At 44.5% G+C, this 19,235-nt stretch carries 24 protein-coding genes; 17 read left to right on the top strand and 7 right to left on the bottom strand.

Going from position 1 to position 19,235, the window contains the following annotated elements:
* Position 1 precedes the first annotated feature (1 nt).
* From P403_RS0111790 to P403_RS0111780, 3 genes are read left to right on the top strand one after another with little or no spacing between them, the layout of a single operon-like run.
* On the top strand, positions 2 to 253 hold the full coding sequence (locus P403_RS0111790; protein ID WP_029332818.1) for a GlsB/YeaQ/YmgE family stress response membrane protein: 252 nt from the start codon (positions 2 to 4) through the stop codon (positions 251 to 253).
* Between the two features lie 44 nt (positions 254 to 297).
* Positions 298 to 549 (top strand): GlsB/YeaQ/YmgE family stress response membrane protein, encoded by a 252-nt coding sequence (locus tag P403_RS0111785; RefSeq protein WP_029332818.1) that lies wholly within the window; start codon positions 298 to 300, stop codon positions 547 to 549.
* A 29-nt stretch (positions 550 to 578) separates the two neighbouring features.
* Entirely contained in the window at positions 579 to 830 is a 252-nt protein-coding gene (locus P403_RS0111780) for a GlsB/YeaQ/YmgE family stress response membrane protein (RefSeq protein ID WP_029332817.1), read from the top strand.
* A gap of 65 nt (positions 831 to 895) precedes the next feature.
* Here the strand turns inward: P403_RS0111780 and P403_RS0111775 are convergent, their stop codons facing one another.
* Entirely contained in the window at positions 896 to 1,960 is a 1,065-nt protein-coding gene (locus P403_RS0111775; protein ID WP_029332816.1) for a hypothetical protein, read from the bottom strand.
* A 114-nt stretch (positions 1,961 to 2,074) separates the two neighbouring features.
* Here P403_RS0111775 and P403_RS0111770 point away from each other — a divergent pair, with 114 nt between their 5' ends.
* The 4 genes from P403_RS0111770 to P403_RS0111755 all read left to right on the top strand — a co-directional run bounded on the left by P403_RS0111770 (position 2,075) and on the right by P403_RS0111755 (position 4,805).
* Positions 2,075 to 2,500: an HIT family protein gene (locus P403_RS0111770; RefSeq protein ID WP_029332815.1), complete on the top strand. Its 426-nt coding sequence runs from the start codon at positions 2,075 to 2,077 to the stop codon at positions 2,498 to 2,500.
* A gap of 127 nt (positions 2,501 to 2,627) precedes the next feature.
* On the top strand, positions 2,628 to 2,969 hold the full coding sequence (locus P403_RS0111765; protein WP_029332814.1) for a hypothetical protein: 342 nt from the start codon (positions 2,628 to 2,630) through the stop codon (positions 2,967 to 2,969).
* A gap of 84 nt (positions 2,970 to 3,053) precedes the next feature.
* Positions 3,054 to 3,623, top strand: a complete 570-nt coding sequence (locus P403_RS0111760) for an HTH-type transcriptional regulator Hpr (RefSeq protein ID WP_029332813.1) — start codon at positions 3,054 to 3,056, stop codon at positions 3,621 to 3,623.
* Between the two features lie 267 nt (positions 3,624 to 3,890).
* Positions 3,891 to 4,805 (top strand): peptidylprolyl isomerase, encoded by a 915-nt coding sequence (locus tag P403_RS0111755; RefSeq protein WP_029332812.1) that lies wholly within the window; start codon positions 3,891 to 3,893, stop codon positions 4,803 to 4,805.
* Between the two features lie 44 nt (positions 4,806 to 4,849).
* Here P403_RS0111755 and namA read toward each other — a convergent pair whose 3' ends face one another.
* Complete coding sequence (namA, locus tag P403_RS0111750; RefSeq protein WP_029332811.1) at positions 4,850 to 5,872, bottom strand: NADPH dehydrogenase NamA; 1,023 nt, start codon at positions 5,870 to 5,872, stop codon at positions 4,850 to 4,852.
* 24 nt (positions 5,873 to 5,896) lie between these two features.
* Positions 5,897 to 6,817 carry an HD domain-containing protein gene (locus P403_RS0111745; RefSeq protein WP_029332810.1) on the bottom strand — a complete coding sequence of 307 codons (921 nt, stop codon included), beginning with the start codon at positions 6,815 to 6,817 and terminating at the stop codon, positions 5,897 to 5,899.
* A gap of 103 nt (positions 6,818 to 6,920) precedes the next feature.
* Between P403_RS0111745 and P403_RS0111740 the strand changes: the two genes are divergently transcribed.
* The 5 genes from P403_RS0111740 to P403_RS0111720 all read left to right on the top strand — a co-directional run bounded on the left by P403_RS0111740 (position 6,921) and on the right by P403_RS0111720 (position 10,601).
* Positions 6,921 to 7,253 carry a hypothetical protein gene (locus P403_RS0111740; RefSeq protein ID WP_029332809.1) on the top strand — a complete coding sequence of 111 codons (333 nt, stop codon included), beginning with the start codon at positions 6,921 to 6,923 and terminating at the stop codon, positions 7,251 to 7,253.
* 94 nt (positions 7,254 to 7,347) lie between these two features.
* A complete protein-coding gene (tnpB, locus tag P403_RS0111735) occupies positions 7,348 to 8,520 on the top strand; it encodes an IS200/IS605 family element RNA-guided endonuclease TnpB (RefSeq protein ID WP_029332808.1) in 1,173 nt (390 codons plus the stop codon).
* Between the two features lie 61 nt (positions 8,521 to 8,581).
* Positions 8,582 to 9,178 (top strand): CorA family divalent cation transporter, encoded by a 597-nt coding sequence (locus P403_RS0111730; RefSeq protein ID WP_235195204.1) that lies wholly within the window; start codon positions 8,582 to 8,584, stop codon positions 9,176 to 9,178.
* Between the two features lie 65 nt (positions 9,179 to 9,243).
* Positions 9,244 to 10,323 (top strand): DNA polymerase IV, encoded by a 1,080-nt coding sequence (dinB, locus tag P403_RS0111725; RefSeq protein WP_029332806.1) that lies wholly within the window; start codon positions 9,244 to 9,246, stop codon positions 10,321 to 10,323.
* 56 nt (positions 10,324 to 10,379) lie between these two features.
* Positions 10,380 to 10,601, top strand: a complete 222-nt coding sequence (locus P403_RS0111720) for a YhzD family protein (RefSeq protein WP_029332805.1) — start codon at positions 10,380 to 10,382, stop codon at positions 10,599 to 10,601.
* 135 nt (positions 10,602 to 10,736) lie between these two features.
* Here the strand turns inward: P403_RS0111720 and P403_RS0111715 are convergent, their stop codons facing one another.
* Together P403_RS0111715 and P403_RS0111710 are read right to left on the bottom strand one after the other, a co-directional pair.
* Entirely contained in the window at positions 10,737 to 11,114 is a 378-nt protein-coding gene (locus P403_RS0111715; protein WP_029332804.1) for a YlbF/YmcA family competence regulator, read from the bottom strand.
* Between the two features lie 20 nt (positions 11,115 to 11,134).
* Complete coding sequence (locus tag P403_RS0111710) at positions 11,135 to 12,271, bottom strand: DUF445 domain-containing protein (RefSeq protein WP_029332803.1); 1,137 nt, start codon at positions 12,269 to 12,271, stop codon at positions 11,135 to 11,137.
* 73 nt (positions 12,272 to 12,344) lie between these two features.
* Between P403_RS0111710 and P403_RS0111705 the strand changes: the two genes are divergently transcribed.
* The 5 genes from P403_RS0111705 (at position 12,345) to P403_RS0111685 (ending at position 16,303) form a co-directional block, all read left to right on the top strand.
* Positions 12,345 to 13,175 (top strand): PucR family transcriptional regulator, encoded by an 831-nt coding sequence (locus P403_RS0111705; protein WP_029332802.1) that lies wholly within the window; start codon positions 12,345 to 12,347, stop codon positions 13,173 to 13,175.
* 119 nt (positions 13,176 to 13,294) lie between these two features.
* Positions 13,295 to 14,401: an ABC transporter ATP-binding protein gene (locus P403_RS0111700; protein WP_029332801.1), complete on the top strand. Its 1,107-nt coding sequence runs from the start codon at positions 13,295 to 13,297 to the stop codon at positions 14,399 to 14,401.
* Between the two features lie 161 nt (positions 14,402 to 14,562).
* Positions 14,563 to 15,324 (top strand): transporter substrate-binding domain-containing protein, encoded by a 762-nt coding sequence (locus tag P403_RS0111695; RefSeq protein WP_029332800.1) that lies wholly within the window; start codon positions 14,563 to 14,565, stop codon positions 15,322 to 15,324.
* Positions 15,321 to 15,971, top strand: a complete 651-nt coding sequence (locus P403_RS0111690) for an amino acid ABC transporter permease (RefSeq protein WP_029332799.1) — start codon at positions 15,321 to 15,323, stop codon at positions 15,969 to 15,971. The genes P403_RS0111695 and P403_RS0111690 overlap by 4 nt, the downstream gene beginning before the upstream one ends.
* A 143-nt stretch (positions 15,972 to 16,114) precedes the next feature.
* The gene (locus P403_RS0111685; RefSeq protein WP_014969669.1) at positions 16,115 to 16,303 is read left to right on the top strand and encodes a hypothetical protein; all 189 of its coding nucleotides are present in this window, start codon (positions 16,115 to 16,117) and stop codon (positions 16,301 to 16,303) included.
* 74 nt (positions 16,304 to 16,377) lie between these two features.
* On the opposite strand, the gene P403_RS0111680 is transcribed toward P403_RS0111685, so the two are convergent.
* Together P403_RS0111680 and P403_RS0111675 are read right to left on the bottom strand one after the other, a co-directional pair.
* Positions 16,378 to 17,274, bottom strand: coding sequence for an aldo/keto reductase (locus P403_RS0111680; RefSeq protein WP_029332798.1), 897 nt, complete (start codon positions 17,272 to 17,274; stop codon positions 16,378 to 16,380).
* Positions 17,275 to 17,421: 147 nt separating this feature from the next.
* On the bottom strand, positions 17,422 to 19,158 hold the full coding sequence (locus P403_RS0111675; protein ID WP_029332797.1) for a phospho-sugar mutase: 1,737 nt from the start codon (positions 19,156 to 19,158) through the stop codon (positions 17,422 to 17,424).
* Positions 19,159 to 19,235 lie beyond the last annotated feature (77 nt).

Genomic DNA, 19,235 nt, shown 5'->3' with positions numbered 1-19,235 from the left:
AATGGGATTCTTATGGGCTTTAATTGTTGGTGGACTAATCGGTTGGGTAGCAAGCTTAATCATCGGGAAAGACGTTCCCGGCGGCATCATCGGTAACATCGTCGCAGGTTTCATCGGTTCGATGATCGGACAAGCCATCTTCGGTGACCTAGGACCTTCTATCGGTGGTTTCGCAGTCATTCCTGCCATCATCGGTGCAATCATCTTAATCTTCATCGTGTCACTCGTTCTTCGTTCAGTAAACAAAAAGTAAGCAACAGTAACGACTAAAACTAGTAAATTAGAGGAGTGTTTTTAATGGGATTCTTATGGGCTTTAATTGTTGGTGGACTAATCGGTTGGGTAGCAAGCTTAATCATCGGGAAAGACGTTCCTGGTGGCATCATCGGTAACATCGTCGCAGGTTTCATCGGTTCGATGATCGGACAAGCTATCTTCGGTGACCTAGGACCTTCTATCGGTGGTTTCGCAGTCATTCCTGCCATCATCGGTGCAATCATCTTAATCTTTATCGTGTCACTTGTTCTTCGTTCAGTAAATAAAAAGTAAGTAACTAAAACTAAAAAGGAGTGTTCTCAATGGGATTCTTATGGGCTTTAATCGTTGGTGGTATCATTGGTTGGTTGGCAAGTCTTATTCTTGGTAAAGACGTTCCCGGTGGCATCATCGGTAACATCATCGCAGGTTTCGTCGGGGCTATGATCGGTCAAGCTCTCCTAGGTGACTGGGGTCCAGTTATCGGAGGATTTGCGATTATTCCAGCATTACTCGGAGCAATCATCTTGATTCTAATCGTTTCATTCATTCTTCGTGCAGTGAATAAAAAATAATAACTAAAAGCACTGGTAACAGACTCGAATTTTTCAAAGTCGTTACCGGTGCTTTTTTTGTACCATCAGCGTAATTCTAACCACATTTCATCCGAACGCTCGATCACTCTTTTTTCTGACCGTAAGTTAAGCCACCCTAGTATATCTTCAAAGAAGCTCGTTGGGTATTCCCAGACGGTCCCGGTCGATTCATTACTTTTCGATTCCGGCTTGCCAGCGACTGCTTCAAGCTCAGACGGTGTCTTATTTAAATCAATCATGATACTTTTTACATCGCTGTTTGCATACGTCACTTCAAAACCGTCATACACAGCACGATTTGCTACATTTGATGCGGGAGGACCAAATTCTTTTTCGACAGAAGAACGGTTCTCATCCAAATAAGCTGTCATCGCGTCGATTGACTTGCCTGTTCGTGCCTTGACTTCAGTCTCTAACAATTTTTCGATGTCCAACCCATATTGTTCCGTGACATCTGGTTTGATTTGTTCAGCTAACTTAAACGTTACTTCCGTTGTTTTTTCGTCTCCCAGTTGAACGGTTTGACGGTCTCGTCCTGTCTTACCATTGGCTTCGACACTTGCGAGTACATCGTATTCACCTGGGAAACGTTTGATTTTCAACGGCTCACCGTCTTGGACACCTACTTCTTCATCATCTATGAAGACGGTCGTCTCTGCTACATCACTCGTTACTTGAAGTAGCTGTTTATTTAGATGAAGCACATATTCGTCATACCAAAAGCGCCCTGCTGTTTTTTTAAGTTCGAACAAATCTTGTTCATTCTTCTCTGCTGTAGGTTCAGGATAGTTTTGTTGATCGACTTTAATCTCTGCTGCTGCTCGGCTGAGACGCCCGTCCTCTGCCTGAAACCATTTCATCAAACGATTCGCTTCCGCAATCGAGACGACTTGTTCGTCTTCATAGACGAGTTTTTGGAACGTAGCTCGATCTTGATCCTTCACAGCCTTCACAAAAACAGCTTCTGTTCGCTCTCGCTCAGCAGCCGGCTTGATTTGGCTTACGTATCCCCAGACTCCCCCTGCAACTAGAAGGAGGATGATCGCGATAATGAGCAAACGCTGATTTCGTTTCTTCCTTCGTTCATGTAACGTCATACGAGACGGCATCGTGAGTTCCCTACTTTCTTTAATCTTGTGTATCTAAGTGTAAAAACGTTTGATTACGTTGTCAATCACACTTAAGATGGAGATAATTCTATTTTTATAAAAGGAGTAATCCCTATGCAAAAAGATAACTGTATTTTCTGCAAAATTGCTAAGCACGAAGTACCTAGCCATAAAGTCTTTGAAAATGATGAGGTTCTTGCATTCCTCGATCTTTCTCAAGTTACGAAAGGTCATACATTAGTCATTCCAAAACAACATGCAGATCACGTATACGATTTATCCGTCGAAGATGCTCAATCAGTCTTTGCCGTTGTTCCGGAAATTAGTCGTGCCTTACAAAAGGAAACACAAGCTGCTGGTATCAACATTCTATCGAACACGGGCAAGGTCGCTGGACAGTCGGTATCACACTTTCATATTCATTTAATCCCACGGCATGATAAACATGATGGTTTTGGCGCAAAATGGGAAGTTCATAATGAAGACTACACGGCTGAAGAGCTTGCCATTTTAGCAAATTCAATCTCGACTCACTTGTAAAAAGACCATTAAACGTATTATTCCATACACCCTTTTTTAGAAATATTGTCAAAATAGGTTTCCAATATCGGATTTTCGGTAAAATAATATGAAACAAATATTTTAATATTAAAGAAGGAGGTAAACTATGTCGAAGCGTCCCCAACGTAACTGGGTCGCTTTTGGTGCTACGCTGTCGCTTGTGACTTTTTACGGTTTAAAGGCGCTTCGCCAAGGTACTAAAAGTGACTCTTCGAATGGAAAACAACGTCGAAATTCTTATTCTACAATCGTAACGAACGTGCAGGATTTAACGCAGGAGGGCAAGAATTTAATAGAGACAGCTAAAATCTCCGGTACAACCTTCAAAGATGAAGTTACGAAAGACGTCTCTGTGTATCAAGCCGAGATTCAAGAATCCATTTCGCGTATCCAAGAATTAGCTGATGAGGCGAAACAAGATGCGGATCACCTCTCTCCTCAAAAGTAAGGTCCATTGCTCCGATTTGTTTTTTGTATAGTTTGCATTTTGCGTTTTTTAGCCATCGTCACCTTTCGAAAGGATGAGTCAGATATGGAACATGAAAAATTATATCCTGGGCAAGAAGCACTGTTATACAGTCATAAAATTGTCCAGCTGAGCAAAGCACTATGGAAAACGGTAGAAAAAGATTGGCAAAATTGGATTAAGCCCTTTGATTTAAATATCAATGAGCATCATATCCTTTGGATTTCACATGCTTTAGGTGGTGCTTCGATTTCTGAGATCGCGAAGTACGGCGTCATGCACGTTTCAACGGCGTTTAACTTCTCTAAAAAATTAGAAGACCGTGGTCTGTTGACATTCTCGAAGAAAGAGACGGATAAACGAAATACGTATGTCCAGCTTACACCAGCCGGCGAAACGTTATTACTTGAAACCATTCAAGCGTTCCGCCCGGAAGAGAATGGTGTCTTCCGTGCCTCACTCCCGCTTCAAGAATTATACGGGAAGTTTCCTGAGTTGACGGATATCTCTGCGATTGTTCGTCGTTTATACGGAGACAGCTTCATGGATATCTTCGCTGAAACGTCGAAAATGATTACTGAAGAAGCTGATCGTCGTCCGCAAGACCCTGTCATCGATTCAATCAAAAAGGCATAAATTCGTTTAGTATTTGAAGCGCTAGCGTTCTGGCCGATGCCTAGAGCGCTTTTTTGATTGCTTTTTAAGATTGCGACCACATTACTAGTCGATGTCAAACATCGCTTCACCTTCACAATTTCCCATAAAAATAGTCATCAATGCGGATCGTGTATGTGATAGCATAGAAAGGAGCAAACATCTTTCGAAAAGGTGTGCAGCTGTCAACCTAGCCAGGATATGATATGATAGAACGGTTGAAATAAATGGTAAATTAGGGGTGTATGTATGAAGAAGAAATTTTTAAGTGCAGCAGCAGTCGCAAGTGTTTTCACATTAGCAGCGTGTGGGTCAAATGATGAAGCCGTCATCAACTACAAAGGCGGGGAAATCAATAAAGCGGACGTCCAAGACGAAGCTTATGAAAAAGCAGGCGCACAAATTGCGTTCCAGCAAACGATGAATAAACTTCTAGAAGAAGAATACGGTAAGAAAGTCACGGATAAAGAAGTCGAGGCTGAAGTCAAAAAAACAAAAGACCAATTCCCAGATGAAGAGCAATTCAACTCTACATTGGAAACAGCCGGTATTAAAAGTGAAAAAGAATTCGAAAAAGTGCTTCGTACACAAATGCTCTTAACAGAAGCAAAATCTGCAAAATCTAAAGTAACAGATAAAGAAATTGAAGAACGTTTCGATCAAGAAAAAGTTGAAGTAAAAGCAAGCCACATTTTGGTCGAAAAAGAATCAGAAGCAAAAGCAATCAAAAAAGAGTTAGATGACGGTGGAGACTTCGCAAAAATCGCGAAAGAGAAATCGACAGATACAGGTAGCGCTACGAAAGGTGGAGACCTCGGTTACTTCACAAAAGGTAAAATGGTCGAGGAATTCGAAACGTATGCCTTCAAAGATGGCGTTGAAGGTAAAATCTCTGATCCAATCAAAACACAATTCGGTTACCATATTATCAAGGTAACGGATCGTAAAGAGAAAAAAGATTTCACACTTGAAAAAGAAAAAGACCGGATCAAAAAAGAACTTGCTGAAGAAAAAGCAGCGCAAGTCAATCCGAACGATATTTACCGTTCATTGATTAAAAAATATGATGTCAAAGTCGAAAACAAAGACTTCAAAGATGCATTCGACCTCGATAAGCAAGAGCAAGAACAAATGCAACAACAAATGATGCAACAGCAACAGTAAGTAAAAAACCCCTTCGCCACGTGGCAAAGGGTTTTTTTTGTGTTTTACCGAATGGGCGCACGTTCATACTGTTTTGGTAGCAACACTTCATCGTGAAGCTCTGCCGCTGCATGGTGGACCCAGTACGGCTGTCGTAAGAGCTCACGCGCAAGTAATACGACGTCAGCCCGTTGACTCCGTATGATTTCTTCAGCCATCGTTGCTGTCGTAATTAATCCAACTGCCCCTGTCTTGATTCCTGTTGCTTGCTTGAGCTCTGCAGCATAGGGAACTTGATAACCAGGGTATACTTCCGGAACTGCATTTGCGACAACTGCCCCTGAACTACAATCCAGTAAGTCGATTCCCCGCTCAAGCAATGCTTCAGCAAGTGGAATATAGTCTGTGGCCGTCATTCCACCTGGTGCATGATCCGCAGCAGAAATCCGTACCCATAGTGAGATATCCGATTTTGCTTGGATATCTTCGATGATTTCAAGTAAGAAACGCATCCGGTTTTCAAGCGATCCGCCATACTGATCGTTTCGCTCATTTGATAACGGTGATAAAAATGTATTGATTAGATAGCCATGTGCCCCATGTAATTCAATGAAATCGTACCCTGCTTGTTCAACGCGTAATGCCGCATCGATAAATTGTTGCTGAATTTTTTTAATATCTTCTATGGATAACTCGGCTGGACTTCCATATGAATCATCAAAGGCAATCGGACTCGGTGCGACAGGCGGACGCGCTGTCGTACTTTTTCGTCCCGCATGTGCTAGTTGTACGCCAGCTTTCGCCCCTGCTGCTTGTACTTGCTCCGCAATCCGTCGTAAGCCTTCAATTTGCGAATCTGACCAAATTCCTAAATCGCCTGCTGAAATCCGTCCGTCAGGTGTCACAGCTGTTGCTTCTAACATGACACCTCCGACACCCCCTACTGCGCGGGACGCGTAATGTGTCACGTGCCAATCCGTCACCTTACCGTCTTCTTTCGCGCTATACATACACATCGGTGCCATGATGACACGATTACGAAACGTCACATTCCCAATTTTGATTGCTTCGAATAATTTTGCCTTCATCCTATATTCTCCCCCTACCGCTGATTATAATTTTGGTCGATAAAACGAACGGTTATCGAGTGCAAACGAACGTTCAGAGAATTGTCCTGGTTCCACGTATTCAAGAAGACGATCCATCATCGTCATTCGTGCATCCAAGTTATCAATTAAGAACAACACTTCTGCTTCGCGCATTTGAGGTGCTACTGCCGATCCCCACTCAGGACGACCGTGATGACTGAGCACTAGATGTTGTAAGACCGTCAACACTTCAGCATCAATCTCGAGTTCTGCTCCGACTTTTTCAAGTTCTGCGACCATTAATGAAATATGACCGACAAGTTTTCCAGGAAGCGTATACTCTGGCGTGACAGGATCTGATAACTCTTTTATTTTTGCATAATCATGTAACACGACACCTGCTACGAGTAGATCGCGATTCAATGTCGGATAGAGCTTCGCGATTTGATCGGCAAGCTTCAGCATCGACAGTACGTGGTACGATAACCCTGAATAGAACGCATGATGGTTCTTAACAGCTGCAGGATGCGTAAAGTAGGCATTAAAGTTTTTAGTGACGAGGTGTTTGACGATTTTTTTCATATCCGCTTGTTGAATCGACTCGATGTATTGGAGTACTTCTGTTTCGATTTGTTCCCGCGGGAGCGGTGCTGCCTGAATGTACTCTTCAACATTGGTCTCATCAAGTACCGTAATTTGTTTTAGTTTCAGCTGTGTCCGGCCGCGATAATCCATCACTTCACCTGCCGCATGGACGATGAACTTAGGGGCATACTTTTCGACATCACTCGTATCCCACATCTTCGTCTCAATTTCACCTGTCTTATCTGCTAAAATCAATGTGAGATATGGTTTGCCGTTCGCCGCGATGCCTTTCATCGACTGCTTAATCATCACACGTTGATCCAGCATTTCTCCAACTGCCAGTTGTCCAATACCTTTCATTTCACAACACGTCCTTTATTTTAGAAGTTAATCGTATCTTTAATATTTTTCATTATGCTTACTGCAATTCACTTATTTATTCTACTATATGGGAGCCTTGAACATGAAATTCGATTCGCACTTTAACTGGTACCGCTACATGACTGTATCAGACTATGACCAACAACTACATAATGAAGAGACCGTCAGTCCCTCAAAAATTGAGTGGGTTCGTCAGCTTCGTACAAAAGATGTCAACTTTACCCGAGCAGAACTTGGTGTCTTATACGGTTCACTCGTGACTTGGCAAAATCCTGATGATAAAAGTGACCGTCGCTTTATCTGCTATTACATCACGCCAACCGAACTCATCACGATTGGACTCTCTGAACATATTATGTCACTGACTGCACCGTTTGACCCAAAAACAGCTTTTGATGCCTTTTATCAAAATTAGGCGAGAATACGCCCACTTCTAAACGAAGTGAAAGTGGGAGATGAATCGCCAGCCTGCTTTTCGGGTATATTCCCTTTGAAGGAGGTGAAAAATGGTGTTGACACACAAGGCCTACAAATTCAGAATCTATCCGACAAAAGAGCAGGAAATCCTGATCGCGAAGACCATCGGTTGTTCGCGCTTCGTCTTCAATCACTTCTTGGCGAAGTGGGATGAGACATACAAAATGACAGGAAAAGGACTGTCTTACGGTTCTTGTTCGAAAGAAATTCCGATGTTGAAGCAGGCGTTCGACTGGCTAAAAGAAGTCGATAGCACATCTGTGCAGACAAGCGTCAAACATCTTGCCGATGCCTTTGACCGCTTCTTTAAGAAGCAGAACGAACGGCCTCGCTTCAAGTCAAAGTGCAACCCTGTTCAATCGTATAAGACGAACATTCAGGGCAATTCTCAACTTCCCGAAGTCTCGATCGTTGGTGCCAAAATCAAAATTCCAAAGCTGAAGTGGGTGCGCTTCGCTAATTCGAGGCAGGTCGTCGGACGCATCTTGAACGCGACCATCCGGCGTAACGCTTCAGGAAAACACTTCGTCTCCCTGCTCGTCGAGCAGGAGAGCAACGAAATACCGAAGACGGGCTCATCCGTCGGCGTCGATGTCGGATCGAAGCACTTCGCCATCCTGTCGGACGGTACGGTGTACAAGAACGACCGTTACTTCCGTTCGCTTGAGAAGAAGCTGGCGCGTGAGCAACGCAAGCTTTCTCGTCGTCAACGGTTGGCCCTGGACAAGAAAGTAAAACTTTCCGAGGCGAAGAACTATCAAAAGCAGAAGCGCAAGGTCGCCCGCATCCACGAAAAGATTGCCAACAGGCGAACCGATTTCCTGCACAAGGTATCGACCGAAATCGTTAAAAACCACGACGTCATCGGGATTGAGACCTTGCAGGTGAAGAACATGCAGAAGAATCGCAAGTTGAGCAAGTCCATCTCCGAGGTCAGTTGGTCAGAGTTCTTCCGCATGCTCGAATACAAAGCGGAATGGTACGGGAAGACCGTCGTCAAGGTCGCCAAGACCTTTGCTTCCAGCCAACTGTGCTCCAGTTGCGGACATCAACACAAAGACGTGAAACATCTTGGATTGCGTGAATGGACATGTCCGAGTTGCGGCATCCATCACGACCGGGATGTGAACGCAGGATTGAATCTTAAACAAGAAGCAGAACGCCTCTTAGCTTCTTCAACCGTCGGGACGACGGGGTTAGCCTGATCAATTTTCGACCGTTAGGTCGGATCACTCAGGAATCCCCCCACCTCTAAGAAAAGCATAGGTGGAGGTAGTTCAAGCGATTCTTTCGTTACAAATGAATACGTACTTTTCAGGCATCGATGACTTTGAAACGGAACTCTTTTCTCGACAAGATGAACTCCGGGGCAACATCAATGAGAATTCACTCGATAGCATTTTTGCTTTACGCGATACAATTGAGAACTGGTCTGACTTAATCGTCCCTTTTCAAGAATTGATTCTCGCAGGCCAAGAAGCCTTCGTCGCAGTCACTGATTTTGAACAACATCTTCCGTTTCGCCTTGCCAAACGACGTGTCGAGCGTTTATTGATGTTGATTGAACACTATCAAAAAGATATTGAGGTTCTGCTCGATTTATCGACAACCGTCTCGAACTTTAGAGGAAATGAAATCATGAAGGCCCTGACGATCTTCACGGCTGTTGCGACCCCGATGATGGCCCTCGGCGCGATTTGGGGGATGAACTTCAAGAACATGCCCGAACTCGACTGGAAATATGGTTACGCAGGTGCGCTCACCCTTATCTTGATTACGACTGGCGGAATCTTTTATTGGATGAAATGGCGTGGATGGCTTGGTGCGCTCGTTCGCATGCCTAAAAAACGAACAAAAAAATAGATGTAGGAACATAAGTTCGTTATACTTATTTTAACATACTTACTTTCAGGAAGGAGCTGACTTTGATGGGACGAAAAATCATTCATATCGATATGGACGCTTTTTACGCTTCTGTCGAACAACGCGATCGTCCTCACTTAAAGGGTGTTCCTGTCATCGTCGGTGGCCCTCCTCATGCACGTGGAGTCGTCGCGACTTGTTCCTATGAAGCACGGAAGTACGGTGTCCACAGCGCGATGCCATCTCGTCGTGCCTTTCAGCTCTGTCCGCGTGCCGTCTTCATCCGTCCCCGATTCGACGTCTATCGTGCGGTTAGTGCGCAAATCATGGAACTGTTTCTTGAAGTCACACCGCTTGTCGAACCATTATCACTCGATGAAGCGTACCTCGATGTGACGGAGAATAATTTAAATATGCCGAGTGCGACCCACATCGCAGAGTACATCCTTGCTGAAATCAAACGCCGGACGGACTTGACGGCATCCGCTGGTGTCTCTAATTCGAAGCTCGTCGCAAAAATTGCTTCCGGTTATCAAAAACCGAACGGCTTAACCGTTCTCCCGCCTGAGGAGGTACTTCCCTTTTTGTCTTCTTTACAAATCGGTGACTTGCATGGTGTTGGGAAAGTCACCGAGCAGACGCTTCGAAAGCATGGATTTGAGACCGTTGCTGATATCCAACAGTCACCGGTCGAAGAACTCCGCGGTTTACTCGGTCGGGACCGTGGAACAGAGTTGTATACGATGGCCCACGGTGAAGACGAACGTTTAGTCCGTCCCCACCGTGAACGCAAATCGATTGGGTCTGAAACGACCTTCGAAGAAGATACGGAAGATATTGATACGATTTTCGAGACCTTAAAGCGAGAGGCCCAATCTGTCGTCCGTAGTCTGCAACAAAAAGAACTCGTTTGCCGGACCGTCACCGTTAAGTGGAAAACAGAGACATTCCAATCCCGTTCAAAACGATTTACCTTCCTCGAAGAGACGAACGACGAAGATCGGTTACTCACGGTAACGACAAAATTGTTTAATGAAATTGAATTCACGGGTCCGATTCGTTTAATCGGAATGAGTGTCAGTCATCTTGAAGCACCACCAAAGTCGAGACAATTAACATGGCAAGATATTGACTCCTACTTGTAAAATGAACGACTATTCAGTACACTTGAATTAGTTATTTTACTAAAGGAGGAAGAGACATGCTCTATACACTTACTGTATTCGCGGACCGTGGAGAAACTTTACTTGATGATACGTTTGAATCCCCTAACGATTCAGATGCAAGAGAGGAAGGGATCCGTCGTCTCAAAGAAGGACAGTTCGAACATAAAGGCGCCCGCGTCACGCGTGCCGGTAAATTGATTCATTTCGAACGTGCTTATTTACCTAAAATTGTGCCTGTTGCGGGCAGTTCAACATAATTTCTTCTTACAATCAGAATCATCTATGTACAAATTAAGAGAAACGCAACGAAAAAGAAAGAATCTTCTATTGCCTAGTACTACTTCGTCTACACACCGAGAGCCCCGGACATTGTCCGAGGCTCTGTTTACATCTTATTGCACGTCGTCTTGATTTTGCTCCATCATTGGCGCATAAAGTTCTTCGAGCGGCTTCATGATGATTTGAGTAACTTCTGTCAACATCGTATGCATCCGTTGTTCTTCTTGCATCAATTGACTGATGAGTGGATTGTTTTGAACTTCCAACATTTTTGCTTGAGCTGAAGCCATATCGTCAGGTGTGATTTCTTCACCTTCCATTTGCTTTTGTTGAAGCTCAAGTTGAACGTTACGGAATGAAGCAAACAGTTCATTCGATGCTGGATCAGCGTTCACTTGTGTGTATAAATCTTGTAATGTTGTGTACTCCGGAGTTTCTCGCAGTGCACGTTCGAGCGTATAGGCGTGGTCATACAAATTTGTTTCAGACATATTAAAACCCTCCAATTTAGTTAAGCAATCACGATGATTGCTTGTATCATCCCAATTAAACCACCTAACAGTCCTCCAAGCCAAGTGATAGCCCGGAATTCCTTCCGAGAAATCGATAAGACGATTTCTTCGAGATACTGTGTATCGAGTAGGTCGACCTCATCACGCACAATCGATTCAACGTCGAGTGTCGTCATGATTCGTTCTGCGTGTTTCACCGCTTGGTCAATCAACCGGTCGACAATCACCGGAACGAACTCAGTGCGCACTTTCTCATCAAACCGGCCGAGATAATGACGTAATGGCTTATCCAACGTTTCTGTTAGTGGGATCCGGTTGATGATTTCCGATTTGACGCGTTCGATGACTTGTTTCTCTAACTCTTCATCAAGGAGTGTATGAATCGGACGTTCCATCACCTGTTCGATTTCTTTCTCGACCATTTCAGTAATGAACTGACGCGTCGACTCTCCTTGTAATACCCGTTTGATTTCAGGTTGAATCATCTCTACCAAATTGATATTCGCAAGTAACATCCCGAACATTCCGCCTCCAAGTTTTCCTTGGATGAATCCGGCAGCCGTCTCCTCTAATTTCATCTTCCCTTCTGGACTATCAAAATAAACATCCGTTTGTTTTAACAATGCATCTACGACGTCAGGGATCGCTTCCTTGACTTTTAAGACTCCACCTTCGCCGATGACTTCTTGAATCGTTGAGTTTTTTAGATGGATTACGCCTTCCATCAATTCACGTTCAAGCGTCTGTTCAATTTTTTTTCGCAATTGTTCTTCCGGTTGATTGACGAAGCGGGCGATCACTTCTCGAATCGTGACAGTTGAGTGTACCCATTTCATGAGTTCTGTCGTGACAAGATTTGTAACGGCCTCGTGCATCGCAGGTTGTCTAAGGCGCTTCCCGATTCCTTCCGGGGTCACTAAATGCTTGACGACGGTCCGTCCGAGATTGGCTGCTAGTTCATCGCGCCGTTTCGGAATTAGACCTGGTGTAAAAGGAATCCGGTACTTTCCGATATATTTTGCTTCTAGCGGTCGAAATAACATACGAATCGCAAGATGGTTCGTGACTGCACCGATTGTTGCACCTAATACAATCATTCCGATGATTTTTAAGATGGTCATGAATTCGATTTGCATAGCTCATCGTTCCTTCCGAATTTAGTATTGTGGTAAAGTCTGAGTATCACTTTTTATGTAGGAGAGATGTAACGTGCTACAGCAATTGATTTCCTTATTCAAAGATCAGTTATCGACAGACCCCACGGTATATTGCATGGATAATTATAGCGTATATCAGTTAGCGGATGGGCTTCGTTTCGGAATCAAAAGTTCCGCGTTGTCCGGGCGTGAAATCGACTTATTGAATTTAATCGCAGAACGCGTCGTCGTTTCAGCATCAACCGATACAACTTACTGGCATCAGCGTCTGGAATTATCGAGCGCCGTTGAGCACGACCCCTTCCGGATGACCCATTTCTTGTTCAATCAACTCGATGATCGGACGACTGAAGATCTCGAACAGCTATTGACTTCTTTTTTCGACTCTTCAAGCATCTTCGTCCCCTTGACGACGACTCGACTGCTTGTCATTGAACGAGATGAGTTAGTGAGCGAACATGATTTAAATGACTTATTCACAGCTTTACAATCTGATTTTCTAACAGATGGAAAAGTATTAATCGGTCAACGCCGAGTAAATGGAGATATCGCAGCCCAGTTCCGTCTAGAACAAGCAGCCCTTAACCTGCTTCCGTTCCGTGTCGAACGTTTCTTACCTGCCCTCACACGACTCGCTCTTTTATCGGAAACGGTCCGTGACGAGCTAACAAATCGCTTCATTGCACCACTCGAACCTGAATCGCGTGAGACGATTGATGCTTTCTGTCGTGCCAATCTGAATGTATCGTTGACAGCAAAACACTTATTTCTTCACCGTAACAGCCTCCAGTACCGACTGGACCGGTTGACAGAACAGACAGAAATCGATATTCGTTCGTTTGAAGGTGCCGCCTTTTTATATACCTTGTTACTTCTAGCATAGTGCCCAAATGAAAACGGTTGCATTTCGTCATGTTGTCCATGTTCAACTGATCCATTTTCTTCTATACTAGGGTTTGTAAGCGTTACATTAACCGATCACACTACTAGGAGGATATACACATGGCAGATATTCGTCTTGAACATATTGATAAAATTTATTCCGGCTCAGCAAAGGCCGTTGACGATTTTAACCTTCACATCCAAGATAAAGAATTCATCGTTTTCGTCGGACCATCAGGTTGTGGTAAATCAACGACACTTCGGATGATCGCTGGACTCGAAGAAATCTCAGGTGGAGATTTCATCATCGACGGTAAACGGATGAATGACGTCGCACCGAAAGACCGTGATATCGCAATGGTTTTCCAAAACTATGCGCTGTATCCACATATGAACGTGTTTGATAACATGGCATTCGGACTCAAGCTACGTAAGTTCCCGAAAGACGAAATCAAACAGCGCGTCGACAATGCGGCACGTATCCTTGGACTTGAAGAGTACCTCGAGCGGAAACCAAAAGCATTATCAGGTGGACAACGTCAGCGTGTTGCAATCGGCCGTGCCATCGTTCGTGATGCAAAAGTCTTCTTGATGGATGAACCCCTCTCGAACTTGGATGCAAAACTCCGTGTTCAGATGCGTAAAGAAATCATCCAACTTCATAAACGTCTTGAAACGACGACGATTTATGTTACCCATGACCAAACAGAAGCGATGACGCTTGCGACGCGGATCGTCATCATGAAAGCGGGTCTCATTCAACAAGTCGGTTCTCCTAAAGAAGTATACGATCACCCGGACAACATGTTCGTCGCCGGATTCATCGGATCACCTTCGATGAACTTCTTAACAGGAAAACTGGCTGACGACGGACTTTTCCATGTCACAGGGACAGAAGAGAAATTCGAAGTCCCTGAAGGCAAAATGAAAGTTCTCCGTGAACGCGGTTATACGAGCAAAGACCTCGTCCTCGGGATCCGTCCGGAAGACATCCATGCTGAATTGATTTATCAAGACACAAAAACAGCACACCGTTTCCCGGCACACATCGAAGTCTCTGAATTGATGGGTGCAGAATCGTATCTCTATTCCAAGGTAGGTAATCAAGCCTTCACAGCTCGTGTCGACTCACGCTCACACGTCGAGATGGGATCAGATCTCGACCTCTTCTTCGACATGACAAAAGCGCATTTCTTCGACGCTGCAACCGAAGCGACAATTCGTTAATTTCAACTGAATGTTTACTTTTCCAAGACTGTCCATTCGTGGGCAGTCTTTTTTATTGACAGACGTTCTTGTAACTTTGTATGATACTGCTTGTAGTCTTAAATTAATCCTATTCGAAAACTAGGAATTGAAATCATTTATTATTTAAAGGAGAGAGCGCTATGAAACACGGACTAAAGCTAGCAGTAGCAGCACTATCAACGGCGGGGGTGTTAGCAGCGTGCGGCGCTTCTAATGAAGAAGCAAGCAAAGACAGCAAGATGATTACGGTCGGTACGGAAGCGACATACCCACCATTTACGTATAAAGAAAAAGGCGAACTGACTGGTTATGACATCGATGTCATGAATGAAGTCGCTAAACGCGCCGGCTATAAAGTCGACTATAAAGCAATGGACTTTAAAGGATTGATTCCAGCACTTGATTCAGAACGCATCGATGTTATCGCGAACCAAATGGGAATTACAGATGAGCGCAAAGAGAAATACGCTTTTTCTGACCCGTACACGGTTTCTGGGTCAACGATTATCGTCAATGAAAAAACGGACGATATTAAAACACTTGATGATTTAAAAGGTAAGGTCGTTGGTTCGACACAAGGTTCGCTTTATGCGAAGACAGCAGAAGATGCTGGCGCAAAAGTGAAGTACTATAAAGGTGCCAACCAAGTCTTGAAAGATCTTGAAGCAGGACGCGTTGATGCCGCGATGAACGATCGCTTATTCGTTTTGACTGAACTCAAAAAAGCCGGTTATAAAGTGAAAGCAGTCGGAGAAACATTTGATAAAAATGAGTCTGGTTTCATGATGGCAAAAGATAGCAAGTATGCAGAGGACTTCAATGAAGCACTTGCAGAAATGAAAAAAGACGGTACACTTGCAGATATCGGTAAGAAATACTTTGACGAGGACATCAGTCAGTGACGGAATTGTTCACGATCGTTCGCGATAATGCGAGCGTCTACGGAGAGGCGATTGGCATTACACTTCTTGCAAGTGGACTTGCCATCGTCTTTGCGCTTTTCCTCGGATTGATTCTTGCCGTCATGCGCGACAGCCGCTTCGCCGTCTTTAGCGGTTTCGCTCGATTGTATGTCTCGTTCTTCCGCGGAACACCTTTACTGTTACAGATTTTGATTTTATATAATGGTCTTGTCGCATTACAACTGACGGGCTTTCAGGCACTCGCTTTTGGATTATCACTTCACTTCTCTGCTTACATCTCGGAGTCATTCCGTGCTGCCATCGCTTCTGTCGATCGCGGGCAGTGGGAAGCAGCTGATTCGCTCGGAATTCCGCGTCGTAAAACGTTTAAGGATGTCATTCTTCCGCAAGCTTTGTCACGCGCCATTCCGCCGCTTTCGAACTCCGTCATCGACATCATCAAGTCGACGTCGCTCGGTACGATTGTTGCTGTTGAAGAACTGACGTATGTCTCTGATCAAATTTCTGCTACGACCTATCTCGTCATGCCACTTCTGCTGTTCTCGGCAGCGATTTACTGGATCATGTCGACGCTCGTGCAGATGGTCCAACACCGCTTAGAAGTTCGCTTTAGCATCCCGAATTAAATGAAACCAACTTGGAATGGTCAGCACATTCCAAGTATTTTTTTTGTTCTTTTTAAGGTTTAACACTAGGCAACGCGGGAATAATCAAGTATACTAATAAAAAATCAGAATTATCTGATAACTTTAAAAGGAGCGTGGCCAAGATGAAACAAGTAATTGAAGCTTTCCGTAGACAAGATGCAGAACAGCGGATTCCAGTGCTACGCCTCGAGATTGATTATGAGCTCAGCACACTCTTTGACGCTATCCAAGTCAGTGACCAAGCTGCCGTAGTCGCTAGTAAGGAACGTCTAGATAAATACCGCCAGGAGATGCTTCGCCTAGAAGCGTGACCCTATAGATACCCATCTCAAATCCCCCTTGAGATGGGCTTTTTAATGCAAAAAAATAGCCCGAAGGCTATTTTTTAATCGACGTCACGTCCGCGAGACGCTTTTAAGATTTCGAACCACTGTTCACGTGATAACGTCAAACGTGTCGCATTGACAGCAGATTCAATCCGTTCAATTTTCCCTGAACCCACAATCGGCATGATCCGTGCTGGGTGTTTCAAGAGCCACGCATAAGCGACTTCATCGATGTCACTTGCTCCAATGTGTTTCCCGATCTCCTCGAGCTTGTCGCGTAAGGCGCTGTATGCTTCTTCCTTGAACAACCGTCCACCAGCAAGCGGGCTCCATGCCATAAGCGGCATTTCGTTTTCATGGCAAAGGTCGACCGACCCATCTTCGAAATGTTTCAGTTCAGCGACTGAAAGCTCTAATTGATTCGTCACGAGCATGAATGGTAGACGAGATTGAATTAAACTTTGTTGGGCCGGTGTATGATTCGATAAACCGAACGTCCGCACTTTACCCGATTCTTTTAATTCAACGAATGCTTCGGCAATTTCATTTGGATCCATCAATGGATCCGGGCGGTGAATCAATAACGTATCGATATATTCGACACCAAGTTCCTTTAATGAACGTGTCGCATGGTCGATGATATGTTCTTTTGTTGTATCGTAGAATGAAAGGTTTTGATCGGAATAGTAGTTCCCTTTCATCTTAATCCCCGTTTTTGTGACAATCTCCATTCGTTCACGCAATTCTGGTTTTAACGCCAAGGCTTCTCCGAACAAACCTTCATTCGTATAATCCCCGTAGATGTCCGCATGGTCAAACGTCGTGATTCCAAGTGCTAGACATTGCTCAATTAAAGCAAGGCGTTCTTCTGCCGTCATGTTCCATTCATTCAATCGCCATAATCCATGAACCACACGCGAAAATGACAGCTCTTCTGTTAGTTGAATTCGTTCCATTCCAATTCATCCTTTCGATCTCGTACTTTTTCTGTCCCATTTAACTCTACAGGAAGTTGGTAACGGTTGCACGGATTTCGCTTGTCACAAAAAGGCACGAGATACCTGTCCGGTACTCGTGCCTTGATAATCATTTAGTCAACGGTCTTACTGAATTTGTTCCACTTCTTGCATCACTTCATCTTCAATCAGTTGACGTTTACGTGTCGTATCCGCCGCATCCGGTGAAGTTACACTGAAGTAAAACTTGATTTTCGGTTCCGTTCCTGATGGGCGGAGGCAGAACCATGAACCATCCTCAAGCGTGAACTTCAGCACGTTCGATTTCGGAAGATTGATGGGCGATGGTTTGTGTTGAATCAAGTCGTGCGCCATGCTCGCATCGTAATCTTCGAACAAGACCACTTTCTCTCCCGCCACTTGTTTCGGCGGATTTTCACGGAACGTGTTCATGATTCGTCCAATCTGTTCCACTCCGTCCTTTCCTTTTAACGTCAGTGAACGTAACGACTCTTCGAAGTAACCGAACTGTTCGTAAATGGCTTGTAATGCCTCATACAACGTCCGTCCTTCTTTCTTATGGTACGCTGCCATCTCTGCTACGAGTAAGCACGCCTGGACAGCATCCTTGTCGCGACAGAAATCGCCAATCAAATAACCGTAACTTTCTTCATAACCGAATAGGTATTCATATTCACCTGACGCATTATATTGTTTAATTTTTTCACCGATAAATTTAAAGCCCGTTAATGTGTTTTCGACATGCAGATCGTAATGACGGGCAATTAACGCACCGAGTTCTGATGTTACGATTGTTTTCGCGACAAAGCCGTTCGCCGGTAATGTACCTTGGGCTGATTTTTGCGACAGGATGTAGTCGAGTAACAATGCACCTGTTTGGTTTCCTGTCAGTACCGTCCATTCCCCACTTGCATCGCGCGTCGCTACACCGACTCGGTCTGCATCTGGGTCCGTTGCGAGCAGTACATCCGCTTCGACTCGATTCCCGTATTCGATGGCAAGTTCAAACGCAGCATGTTCTTCCGGGTTCGGTGACGAAACCGTTGGGAACGCCCCGTCCGGTTTTGCTTGTTCATCAACGACTGTCACGTTTTCAAAACCGTAGTTCTTTAGTCCGACAGTAACAGGAACAAGACCTGTTCCGTGAAGTGGCGTGAACACAATTTTTAATGGATCTTGCAACTCGTCTTGAATCGTCGGTAAAACACGAATCGTTTTTAATTTTTCTTGATACGCATCATCAAGTTGTTCTCCGACACGAACGATAAGCCCGTTTGCCCGAAGGACTTCTTCTGCTTCTAACACGATCGATAGTTCATCTTCCACTTGATCGACATACGATACGAGTTCATCCGCTTCTTTTGGCGGCAATTGTCCGCCGTCATTACCGTATACTTTGTAACCATTGTACTCAGGCGGGTTGTGGCTTGCCGTAATGACGATCCCCCCTGCAGCGCGAAGCTCACGTACAGCAAACGATAATTCTGGTGTCGGACGTAGTCCATCGAATAAATATGCTTTAATGCCATTGCTTGCAAGCGTTTTTGCTGCTTCTAACGCAAACTCAGGCGAAAAGTGACGCGAGTCATGTGCAATGACGATTCCTTGGGCAACAGCTTCTTCCCCGGCCGCTTTAATAAAGTCTGCAAACCCTTGAGATGCTTTACGGACTGTGTAAACGTTCATCCGGTTCGTACCGACACCGATTTCTCCACGCATACCACCCGTACCAAACTCAAGTTCTTTATAAAACGCGTCTTCTGCCGCTTTATCATCTGCTGCTAACGTGACGAGCTCTTCCTTCAATTCAGGCTCTAATTTTTCAAACTGATTCCACTTTTGATAGGTCTCTTTCCATGACATATTCATTCCACTCCTTTAATTTATCGAAGTCACACTTGCGATGAAGCGTCACCTTTCATATGATTAATCTAGAAAGG

It is taken from the genome of Exiguobacterium oxidotolerans JCM 12280, from assembly GCF_000702625.1.
GTDB lineage: Bacteria > Bacillota > Bacilli > Exiguobacteriales > Exiguobacteriaceae > Exiguobacterium_A > Exiguobacterium_A oxidotolerans.
Note: the sequence above shows the minus strand (reverse complement) of the source record. Positions and strands in the feature narration are given on the sequence as shown.

Bases quoted from the DNA above. Each gene is read 5' to 3' on its own strand.
- P403_RS0111790 (WP_029332818.1), top strand. From the start codon at position 2: ATGGGATTCTTATGGGCTTTAATTGTTGGTGGACTAATCGGTTGGGTA.
- P403_RS0111785 (WP_029332818.1), top strand. From the start codon at position 298: ATGGGATTCTTATGGGCTTTAATTGTTGGTGGACTAATCGGTTGGGTA.
- P403_RS0111780 (WP_029332817.1), top strand. From the start codon at position 579: ATGGGATTCTTATGGGCTTTAATCGTTGGTGGTATCATTGGTTGGTTG.
- P403_RS0111775 (WP_029332816.1), bottom strand. From the start codon at position 1,960: ATGCCGTCTCGTATGACGTTACATGAACGAAGGAAGAAACGAAATCAG.
- P403_RS0111770 (WP_029332815.1), top strand. From the start codon at position 2,075: ATGCAAAAAGATAACTGTATTTTCTGCAAAATTGCTAAGCACGAAGTA.
- P403_RS0111765 (WP_029332814.1), top strand. From the start codon at position 2,628: ATGTCGAAGCGTCCCCAACGTAACTGGGTCGCTTTTGGTGCTACGCTG.
- P403_RS0111760 (WP_029332813.1), top strand. From the start codon at position 3,054: ATGGAACATGAAAAATTATATCCTGGGCAAGAAGCACTGTTATACAGT.
- P403_RS0111755 (WP_029332812.1), top strand. From the start codon at position 3,891: ATGAAGAAGAAATTTTTAAGTGCAGCAGCAGTCGCAAGTGTTTTCACA.
- namA (WP_029332811.1), bottom strand. From the start codon at position 5,872: ATGAAGGCAAAATTATTCGAAGCAATCAAAATTGGGAATGTGACGTTT.
- P403_RS0111745 (WP_029332810.1), bottom strand. From the start codon at position 6,817: ATGAAAGGTATTGGACAACTGGCAGTTGGAGAAATGCTGGATCAACGT.
- P403_RS0111740 (WP_029332809.1), top strand. From the start codon at position 6,921: ATGAAATTCGATTCGCACTTTAACTGGTACCGCTACATGACTGTATCA.
- dinB (WP_029332806.1), top strand. From the start codon at position 9,244: ATGGGACGAAAAATCATTCATATCGATATGGACGCTTTTTACGCTTCT.
- P403_RS0111720 (WP_029332805.1), top strand. From the start codon at position 10,380: ATGCTCTATACACTTACTGTATTCGCGGACCGTGGAGAAACTTTACTT.
- P403_RS0111715 (WP_029332804.1), bottom strand. From the start codon at position 11,114: ATGTCTGAAACAAATTTGTATGACCACGCCTATACGCTCGAACGTGCA.
- P403_RS0111710 (WP_029332803.1), bottom strand. From the start codon at position 12,271: ATGCAAATCGAATTCATGACCATCTTAAAAATCATCGGAATGATTGTA.
- P403_RS0111700 (WP_029332801.1), top strand. From the start codon at position 13,295: ATGGCAGATATTCGTCTTGAACATATTGATAAAATTTATTCCGGCTCA.
- P403_RS0111695 (WP_029332800.1), top strand. From the start codon at position 14,563: ATGAAACACGGACTAAAGCTAGCAGTAGCAGCACTATCAACGGCGGGG.
- P403_RS0111685 (WP_014969669.1), top strand. From the start codon at position 16,115: ATGAAACAAGTAATTGAAGCTTTCCGTAGACAAGATGCAGAACAGCGG.
- P403_RS0111680 (WP_029332798.1), bottom strand. From the start codon at position 17,274: ATGGAACGAATTCAACTAACAGAAGAGCTGTCATTTTCGCGTGTGGTT.
- P403_RS0111675 (WP_029332797.1), bottom strand. From the start codon at position 19,158: ATGTCATGGAAAGAGACCTATCAAAAGTGGAATCAGTTTGAAAAATTA.